This window comes from Arthrobacter sp. SW1 (genome assembly GCF_001766675.1).
GTDB lineage: Bacteria > Actinomycetota > Actinomycetes > Actinomycetales > Micrococcaceae > Arthrobacter.
The window spans coordinates 88961-96476 of the sequence record NZ_MJLT01000006.1 but is presented as its reverse complement, the minus strand read 5'-3'; the positions used below and the strand labels follow the sequence as shown (position 1 = coordinate 96476).

At 67.3% G+C, this 7516-nt stretch carries 10 protein-coding genes and 1 riboswitch; all 10 genes read right to left on the bottom strand.

The window, feature by feature from the left end; genetic code table 11:
- Positions 1-19: 19 nt before the first annotated feature.
- Complete coding sequence (hisF, locus tag BIU82_RS05965; protein WP_070348553.1) at positions 20-796, bottom strand: imidazole glycerol phosphate synthase subunit HisF; 777 nt, start codon at positions 794-796, stop codon at positions 20-22.
- A 30-nt stretch (positions 797-826) separates the two neighbouring features.
- Positions 827-1687: an ATP phosphoribosyltransferase gene (gene hisG, locus BIU82_RS05960; protein ID WP_070348552.1), complete on the bottom strand. Its 861-nt coding sequence runs from the start codon at positions 1685-1687 to the stop codon at positions 827-829.
- Positions 1688-1751: 64 nt separating this feature from the next.
- Positions 1752-2015: a phosphoribosyl-ATP diphosphatase gene (locus tag BIU82_RS05955; RefSeq protein WP_070348551.1), complete on the bottom strand. Its 264-nt coding sequence runs from the start codon at positions 2013-2015 to the stop codon at positions 1752-1754.
- Between the two features lie 118 nt (positions 2016-2133).
- Positions 2134-2625: a 6,7-dimethyl-8-ribityllumazine synthase gene (gene ribH / locus BIU82_RS05950; protein ID WP_070348550.1), complete on the bottom strand. Its 492-nt coding sequence runs from the start codon at positions 2623-2625 to the stop codon at positions 2134-2136.
- Between the two features lie 17 nt (positions 2626-2642).
- Complete coding sequence (ribA, locus tag BIU82_RS05945) at positions 2643-3332, bottom strand: GTP cyclohydrolase II (protein ID WP_070348549.1); 690 nt, start codon at positions 3330-3332, stop codon at positions 2643-2645.
- Complete coding sequence (ribB, locus tag BIU82_RS05940; RefSeq protein ID WP_074466411.1) at positions 3329-4033, bottom strand: 3,4-dihydroxy-2-butanone-4-phosphate synthase; 705 nt, start codon at positions 4031-4033, stop codon at positions 3329-3331. Before ribB ends, ribA begins: the two co-directional genes overlap by 4 nt.
- Entirely contained in the window at positions 4030-4683 is a 654-nt protein-coding gene (locus BIU82_RS05935) for a riboflavin synthase (protein ID WP_070348548.1), read from the bottom strand. Before BIU82_RS05935 ends, ribB begins: the two co-directional genes overlap by 4 nt.
- Complete coding sequence (gene ribD, locus BIU82_RS05930) at positions 4684-5748, bottom strand: bifunctional diaminohydroxyphosphoribosylaminopyrimidine deaminase/5-amino-6-(5-phosphoribosylamino)uracil reductase RibD (protein WP_070348560.1); 1065 nt, start codon at positions 5746-5748, stop codon at positions 4684-4686. It lies immediately after the preceding gene.
- Between the two features lie 50 nt (positions 5749-5798).
- Entirely contained in the window at positions 5799-6491 is a 693-nt protein-coding gene (pnuC, locus tag BIU82_RS05925) for a nicotinamide riboside transporter PnuC (protein ID WP_070348547.1), read from the bottom strand.
- 85 nt (positions 6492-6576) lie between these two features.
- Positions 6577-6726, bottom strand: a riboswitch (FMN riboswitch).
- Between the two features lie 86 nt (positions 6727-6812).
- Entirely contained in the window at positions 6813-7484 is a 672-nt protein-coding gene (rpe, locus tag BIU82_RS05920; protein WP_070348546.1) for a ribulose-phosphate 3-epimerase, read from the bottom strand.
- Between the last annotated feature and the right edge of the window lie 32 nt (positions 7485-7516).

The following is a 7516-nucleotide window of genomic DNA, read 5'->3' as shown; positions in this document are numbered from 1 at the left end:
CGCCGTCGTTTAAGGCGTCTCAGCGGACTTCGAAGCCCGCCTCGCGGATCGCGGTCTTGACCTGCGCGATCATGTCGTCCGGTCCGAAGTGGAAGACGGAGGCGGCCAGGACGGCGTCGGCTCCTGCTTCAACGGCGGGCGGGAAGTGCGCGGGTTCGCCGGCGCCGCCGGAGGCAATGATCGGGATGTTCACCGCGGCACGGACGAGCCGGATCAGCTCCAGGTCGAAGCCGTCCTTGGTGCCGTCGGCGTCGATCGAGTTCAGCAGGATCTCCCCCACGCCCCGGTCCGCGGCTTCCTTGGCCCAGGCAATGGCATCGATTCCGGTCCCCTGGCGGCCACCGTGGGTGGTCACCTCGAAGCCGGAGGCGGTGGGCTCGGAGCCCGGGCGGGTCCGGCGGGCATCCACCGAGAGGACCAGCACCTGGGATCCGAAGTGCCGGGTGATTTCGTCGATGACGTCCGGGCGGGCCACGGCGGCAGTGTTGATGGACGCCTTGTCCGCGCCATAGCGCAGCAGCTTGTCCACCTCGGCCACACCACGTACGCCGCCGCCGACCGTCAACGGAATGAAGACTTCTTCGGCAGTCCGGCGGACGACGTCGAAGGTGGTCTCGCGGTTACCGGAAGACGCGGTCACGTCGAGGAAAGTCAGCTCATCGGCACCGGCGTTGTCGTAGCGGTGGGCAAGTTCCACCGGATCGCCGGCGTCGCGGAGGCCTTCGAAATTGACGCCCTTGACCACACGGCCGGCGTCAACGTCCAGGCACGGGATGACACGTACTGCTACAGCCATGTTTACTCCTGTGGGTTCCTGTGGTCCGGACTAGATACGGCAGGCGTGGATGCTGCTGACCAGGATCGCACGGGCACCGAGGTCGTACAGCTCGTCCATGATCCGGTTGGTTTCCTTCTTCGGAACCATGGAGCGCACGGCCACCCAGTCCGAGTCCCGCAGCGGCGACACCGTGGGAGATTCCAGGCCCGGGGTGAGCGCGGCGGCGTCCTCGACGAGGTCCTTGCGGATGTCGTAGTCCATGAGCACGTACTGGCGGGCGACCAGCACGCCCTGCAGGCGGCGGATCAGCACCTCGATTTCCTTGGCGGTGCCGTTGGCCGCGCCGCCCTCGCCGGTGCGGCGGATCAGGACGGCTTCGGAGCGGAGGATCGGTTCGCCGAAGATCTCCATGCCGGCGGCCTTGAGGGTATTGCCGGTTTCGACGACGTCGGCAATGGCATCCGCGACGCCGAGGCGTACCGAGGATTCCACGGCACCGTCCAGGCGGACCACCTTGGCGTTGACGCCGCGTTCGGCGAGGTAGGCGCGCAGCAGGCCGTCGTAGCTGGTGGCGAGGCGCTTGCCTTCAAGCTGTTCGACGCCGGAGAAGTTGCCCACCGGACCGGCGAAGCGGAAGGTGGAGGCGGCGAAGCCCAGGGGCAGCAGTTCCTCGGCTTCCACCTGCGCGTCCAGGAGCAGGTCGCGGCCGGTGATGCCGACGTCGAGCGTTCCCTGGCCGACGTACACGGCGATGTCGCGCGGACGCAGGAAGAAGAACTCGATCTCGTTGTCGGGGTCGACCATGACCAGTTCGCGGGAATCGCGGCGCTGGCGGTACCCCGCCTCGCTGAGCATCGCGGAGGCGGCTTCGGACAGGGAGCCCTTGTTGGGGACGGCTACTCGCAGCATGGTGAGTCTTTCTGGGGGATGGTGAGGGAAGGGGAAGTTTTCAAGCCTGGGCCACGCGTTGTGGCTACAGATGCTTGTAAACGTCCTCCAGGCTCAGTCCCTTGGCCAGCATGAGGACCTGCAGGTGGTACAGCAGCTGGGAGATTTCCTCGGCGGCAGCCTCATCGGATTCGTATTCTGCAGCCATCCAGACTTCGGCGGCTTCTTCGACGACCTTCTTGCCGATGCCGTGGATTCCGGAGTCCAGTTCGGCGACGGTACGGGACCCTGCCGGGCGGCTCGCTGCCTTTTCGCTCAGTTCCGCGAACAGCGTTTCGAAATTCTTCACGCCCTACAGCCTACTTGTTCGGCGGCCGGGGCCGCTTCCCGCGGCCTTGCATGACGAAGGGGATGTGAGCGAACACACAGGTAGGTGCCGCCCGCATCCCCTTCGCTTCACATCAGCCTCAGGCCGTGGCGTACTGCTTGAGGGTCAGTGCCGTGGTCAGGGCTGCCGTGACGGCTTCGTGGCCCTTGTCCTCGGAAGAACCGGGAAGGCCCGCGCGGTCCAGGCCCTGCTGTTCGGTGTCGCAGGTGAGCACGCCGAAGCCGACCGGCACGCCGGTGCGGACGCTGACGTCGGTGAGTCCCGACGTCGCGGCCTGGCAGACGTAGTCGAAGTGCGGGGTGCCGCCGCGGATCACCACGCCGAGCGCCACGACGGCGTCGAAGTGCGGCGCCAGGCGCGCTGCGGCGACCGGCAGTTCAAAGGAGCCGGGAACGCGCAGCACCGTGGGTTCGGCAATGCCGGCTTCCTTGGCCGCGCGAAGGGCTCCATCGAGGAGCCCGTCCATGATCTGGGTGTGCCAGCTGGCCGCGACGATGGCGAGCTTGAGTTTGGAGCTTTCCTCGGGGTTGAGGGTGGTGAGGTCGATGGTGGGGGCGCCGTGTCCGCTCATGTTTTCAGGGATTCCGTTCAGTCTTGTTCGTGGTCAAAAGTTCCGGTGCCGGCCGTTGCCGGGTCGGCCAAGGTGAGGCGATGGTCCATGCGGTCCTTCTTGGTCTGCAGGTAGCGCACGTTCTCTTCCCGGGAAGGAACCTCGGTGGGCACCATTTCGACGACCTTCACACCGGCCTGGGCAAGGCGGTTCTGCTTGTCCGGGTTGTTGCTGAGGAGCCGGATTTCGTGCAGGCCCATTTCAGCGAGGATCTGCGCGGCCGCCTTGTAGCAGCGGGCATCAACCGGCAGGCCGAGCTGTTCGTTGGCTTCCACGGTGTCGAAGCCTGCTTCCTGCAGCGCGTAGGCCTTGATCTTGTTGGCCAGGCCGATGCCGCGGCCTTCCTGTCCGCGCAGGTAGAGCAGGGTGCCGCCTTCCTCCCGGATCAGTTCCAGGGCGTAGGCAAGCTGCTCGCCGCAATCGCAACGGTAGGAGCCGAACACGTCACCGGTGAGGCATTCGGAGTGCAGGCGCACCAAGGGGGCCAGTCCGTTGCGCGGAGCGTTCGGGGAGCTCACGGCAAGGTGTTCCACGCCGGTGGCCTCGTCGATCCACGCCTGGGCGATGAATTCGCCGAAGGCCGTGGGCAGCTGGACCACAGGCCCGCCGCTGACCGGATGTTTGCCGGGTGCGGTGCTGCCGCCGTCGCTCTTTCGCTGTGCGGTCATCGTGTCTCCTTTTCTCCTGCCCGGCCGCCGTCGTCGGCCGCCGCGATGTAGGCCACCAGATCTTCAATCGAGATCAGCGGGCAGCCATGCTGCGCGGCGAAGTCCCTGAGGCTGTCCAGGCGCATCATCTCACCGTCATCGTGGACCACTTCGGCGATCACGCCCACCGGGGCCAGCCCGGCCAGCCGGCACAGGTCCACTGCCGCTTCGGTGTGTCCGGGACGCTCACGCACTCCCCCGTTAACCGCTCGGAGCGGGAAAATATGCCCCGGGCGGGTAATCGACGACGGCGTGCTGGCGGGGTCCGCGAGGATCCTGGCAGTCAGGGCACGGTCGCCCGCGGAAATTCCGGTGCTGACTCCGATGGCGGCATCGCAGGAGACCGTGTAAGCGGTGCCCTTGGCGTCCTCGTTGATTTCCACCATGGGCGGCAGCTCAAGGGCATCGGCGCGGCTGCCCTCCAGCGGCACGCAGATCACCCCGGAGCTGTATCGGATGGTCCAGCCCATGAGCGACGGGGTGGCGTGCTCTGCGGCGAAGATGATGTCGCCTTCGTTTTCGCGGTCTTCGTTGTCGACCACCACGACGGCGCGGCCGGCAGCCATCGCGGCAATGGCATCCTCGACCGGGTCGAGTCCGTGGCGGACCGCGGCGCCGCCTTCACGGGCAACAGTGCTTGCTTCCTTGGGGACGGTGCTCACAGTGCGGCTCCTTCGGTGGCGCCTGCGTCGGCGGCGGGACGTGCAGCGAAGGACAGCAACCGTTCGGTGTACTTGGCCAGCACGTCCACTTCGAGGTTGACCCGGCCACCGATTGCCTTGGCACCCAGGCCGGTCTCTTCGAGGGTGGTGGGGATAAGTCCTACTTCGAACCAGGGTTCGCTTTCCGCTGCCGGGCTCACGGCTGTCACCGTCAGGGAGACGCCGTCGACGGCGATCGACCCCTTTTCGGCGATGTAGCGTGCCAGCTGGGCCGGGACACCGAAGCGAAGGCGGTCCCAGTTGCCCTGGGTCTCGCGCTCGAGGAGCTGCCCGACGCCGTCGACGTGCCCCTGGACCACGTGCCCGTCCAGGCGGCCACCGGCCGGAACGCAGCGTTCGAGGTTGACGGCGTCGCCGGGAGCCAGTTCGCCGATCGTGGTGCGGACGAGCGTCTCCCCCATGACGTCCACGCTGAATTCCTGCCCGGCAATCCCGGTCGCCGTGAGGCAGACTCCGTTGACGGCGATCGAGCCGCCGAGTTCGAGGCCTCCCGTGGTGCTGGGAGCGGAGAGGCGCAGGGTGGCGCTTTCCGTTCCCTGGTGGTCAATGGCCAGGACCTTGCCCTGTTCGGCAACGATTCCGGTAAACATTCAGTGCTCTCCTTCGATGGCTTCGGCGTCCTTGCCGGAAGCGTGGTCTTCTGTGGCTTTCGCCAGGGGTTTCAGGTGCAGCCGGAGGTCCCGGCCGAGCCGTTGGACGGCGCCTCCGCCGGCGTCGTCCCAGCTCCAATGCTGTGCATCCGCGAGCGTGGTGATGCCGAGTTCGCGCAACGCGGGGGTCCCGCTGCCCAACAGGGTCGGGGCGAGGTAGACGATCAGCTCGTCCACCAAGCCGGCGGCCAGGAACGCTCCCAGGATCCGAGAGCCGCCTTCGACCATGACGTGCCGGATCCCGCGCGCGAAAAGTGCTTCCAGGGCTTCGGCGGGGTCGCGGGTGGGCAGGTGCAGGAATTTTCCGTCGGTGCCCCTGATGGCGGCAGCGGCGGGAACCTCGCGCAGTCCCATGACGGCCCGGAGGGGTTGCTTCCCGTGCTGTTCCCCGTTGGCATCCCGGGCCGTCAGGCGGGGATCGTCCACCAGGACCGTCTCGGTGCCGACCAGGATGGCGTCAATGAGGCCACGGAGGCCATGGTTGTCGGCCAAGGACTCCGGACTGGAAATCCATTGGCTGGTGCCATCCGCGGCGGCGATGCGGCCGTCCACCGTCTGGGCGATGTGGAGCGTGACGAACGGCCGGCGGGCGGCCACGGCGGCAAACCAGTCGCGGTTGAGTTCGAAGGCCTCCTGCGCTCCAAGGCCGTCGGCCACCAGCACACCGGCGGCGCGGAGGGTGCGGGCACCGCCGGCAGCGGGGTCGTGGGGATCATCGACGGCGTACACCACCCGCGCGATTCCGGCGTCGATGATCGCCTGGGCACACGGGCCAGTCCGTCCCGTGTGGTTGCAGGGCTCCAAAGTGACGACCATCGTGGTACCCCGGAGGTCGGTCCCGGCCTTTTTCGCGGCGGCGATGGCGTCCGCTTCGGCGTGGGCGGTGCCGGCGCCACGGTGGTAACCCGTGGCCAGCTGCGTCCCGTCGGCATCGAGGACGACGGCGCCGACCAGCGGGTTGGCGCCCCGCGGACCGCGAAGGGCAGCGGCGAGGGCAGCCTCCATCGCGGTTTCCTCGGCTTGGGTGAAGACGGTGCCGCCTTCGAGGACGGCACTCACGATGCGGCTCCGGCAGCGACGGACGTGGACGGGGCCACTGGTGCTTCGCGGCGGCCGGCCCGCCACCAGACGAAGAAACCGGCCAGCGTGAACACACCGTAGAAGAGGTACATGAAGGCGCTGGCGAAGTAGCCGGCGCTGAACAGCAGCGGGACGCCCACGATGTCCACGGCCACCCAGATCAGCCAGAACTCGGTCCAGCCGCGGGCCATGCCGTAGGTGGCGAGCAAGGATCCCATGAAGGTCCAGGCGTCGGCCCAGACCGGCGGGTAGGAGCCCAGGGAATCAAACAACGGGGTCAGCGCGGCGGTGCCGGCGAACAATGCGGCCACGAGCGCGATCCGGACTTTCGCCGGGGCCCAGCCTGGAACGACTGCCCGGCCCTGCGTGGCGGTGTTGCGTCCCTGCTGCCAGCGGTACCAGCCGTAGATGGCGACGCCGATGAACATCACCTGGCGGCCGGCCTGACCCCACAGGGTTGCCGGCGTAGCGGTACCGAAGACGTTGCCGAGGAAGACCGTGAGGAGGAGCAGGTTGCCCGCGATACCCACGGGCCATGCCCAGACTTTGCGGCGCATTCCGCCGAGGGCGCTGGCCAGCCCGAAAATGTTTCCCAGCACTTCGCGTAGAACAAGCGCAGACCCGCCGATCGGGATCTGTGCTTCGAAGAGCCATCGCAGGATATCCATGCCGTTCCTTCCCTGAAAGCCGCGATGGCTCCGGGGGTGTACGACAGCGCGCCGGGCGTCCTTAAAGGGACGCCACAGCATGACTGTACGTGCTTCTCCCATCCAGACTTTGACTGTCGGTACTGGAATTCCACCAGTTCAACCGTTTGCCGCCGCTTCCTGGCCGGAAACGAAGGCTCGCGGGTCGCGGACTATGACCGCCGGTTCGGAATTACACCGACCCCGGAGCACGTAATGTGTGTTTGCTATTGTGGCACAACTTCGGCGATGCCCCGGCTATTCCCGGGCCGTCGCCGTCAACAGTTCGTCATGCTCTGCATTTCATCGCTTGGCAGCCGCGGCGAGGCCGGCTTCGCGGAGGCGCTCGATGGCCTCGGCCGGGTCCTCCTTGCCGTACACGGCTGAACCGGCCACGAACACGTTGGCCCCCGCTTCGGCCGCGCGCAGGATGGTCTCTTCGGTGATGCCGCCGTCCACCTGGAGCGCGACACCGATCCCCGAGCCGTCGATGGCGGCACGTGCCCGCCGGATCTTGGGCAGGGTCACGTCGAGGAAGGACTGCCCGCCGAAACCGGGCTCCACGGTCATGATCAGCAGCATGTCGAGTTCACCGAGCATGTCGAGGTACGGCTCCACGGGGGTCGCCGGGCGCAATGCCATGCCGGCCTTCGAACCGCGGGCCCGCAGCTCGCGTGCGAGCTTGATGGGCGCGACGGCCGCCTCGGCGTGGAACGTCACGGAAGCCACACCGGCGTCGGCGTAGGCAGGAGCCCAGCGGTCGGCGTCGGCAATCATCAGGTGGGCGTCCAGCGGAACCGGGCTGACGGCCTGGATCCGTTCCACCACGGGGAGTCCGAGGGTCAGGTTCGGAACAAAGTGGTTGTCCATGACGTCCACGTGGACGGCGTCGGCGTTGCTGATGCGCTTCAGCTCGGCTTCCAGGTTCACGAAGTCGGCGGACAGGATGCTCGGGTTGATGCAGCAGGTGGACAAGTTGGTTCCCCTTGGCGTTGGCGGTGGCGGGT

Bases quoted from the DNA above. Each gene is read 5' to 3' on its own strand.
- hisF (WP_070348553.1), bottom strand. From the start codon at position 796: ATGGCTGTAGCAGTACGTGTCATCCCGTGCCTGGACGTTGACGCCGGC.
- hisG (WP_070348552.1), bottom strand. From the start codon at position 1,687: ATGCTGCGAGTAGCCGTCCCCAACAAGGGCTCCCTGTCCGAAGCCGCC.
- ribH (WP_070348550.1), bottom strand. From the start codon at position 2,625: ATGAGCGGACACGGCGCCCCCACCATCGACCTCACCACCCTCAACCCC.
- ribA (WP_070348549.1), bottom strand. From the start codon at position 3,332: ATGACCGCACAGCGAAAGAGCGACGGCGGCAGCACCGCACCCGGCAAA.
- BIU82_RS05935 (WP_070348548.1), bottom strand. From the start codon at position 4,683: ATGTTTACCGGAATCGTTGCCGAACAGGGCAAGGTCCTGGCCATTGAC.
- ribD (WP_070348560.1), bottom strand. From the start codon at position 5,748: ATGGAGGCTGCCCTCGCCGCTGCCCTTCGCGGTCCGCGGGGCGCCAAC.
- pnuC (WP_070348547.1), bottom strand. From the start codon at position 6,491: ATGGATATCCTGCGATGGCTCTTCGAAGCACAGATCCCGATCGGCGGG.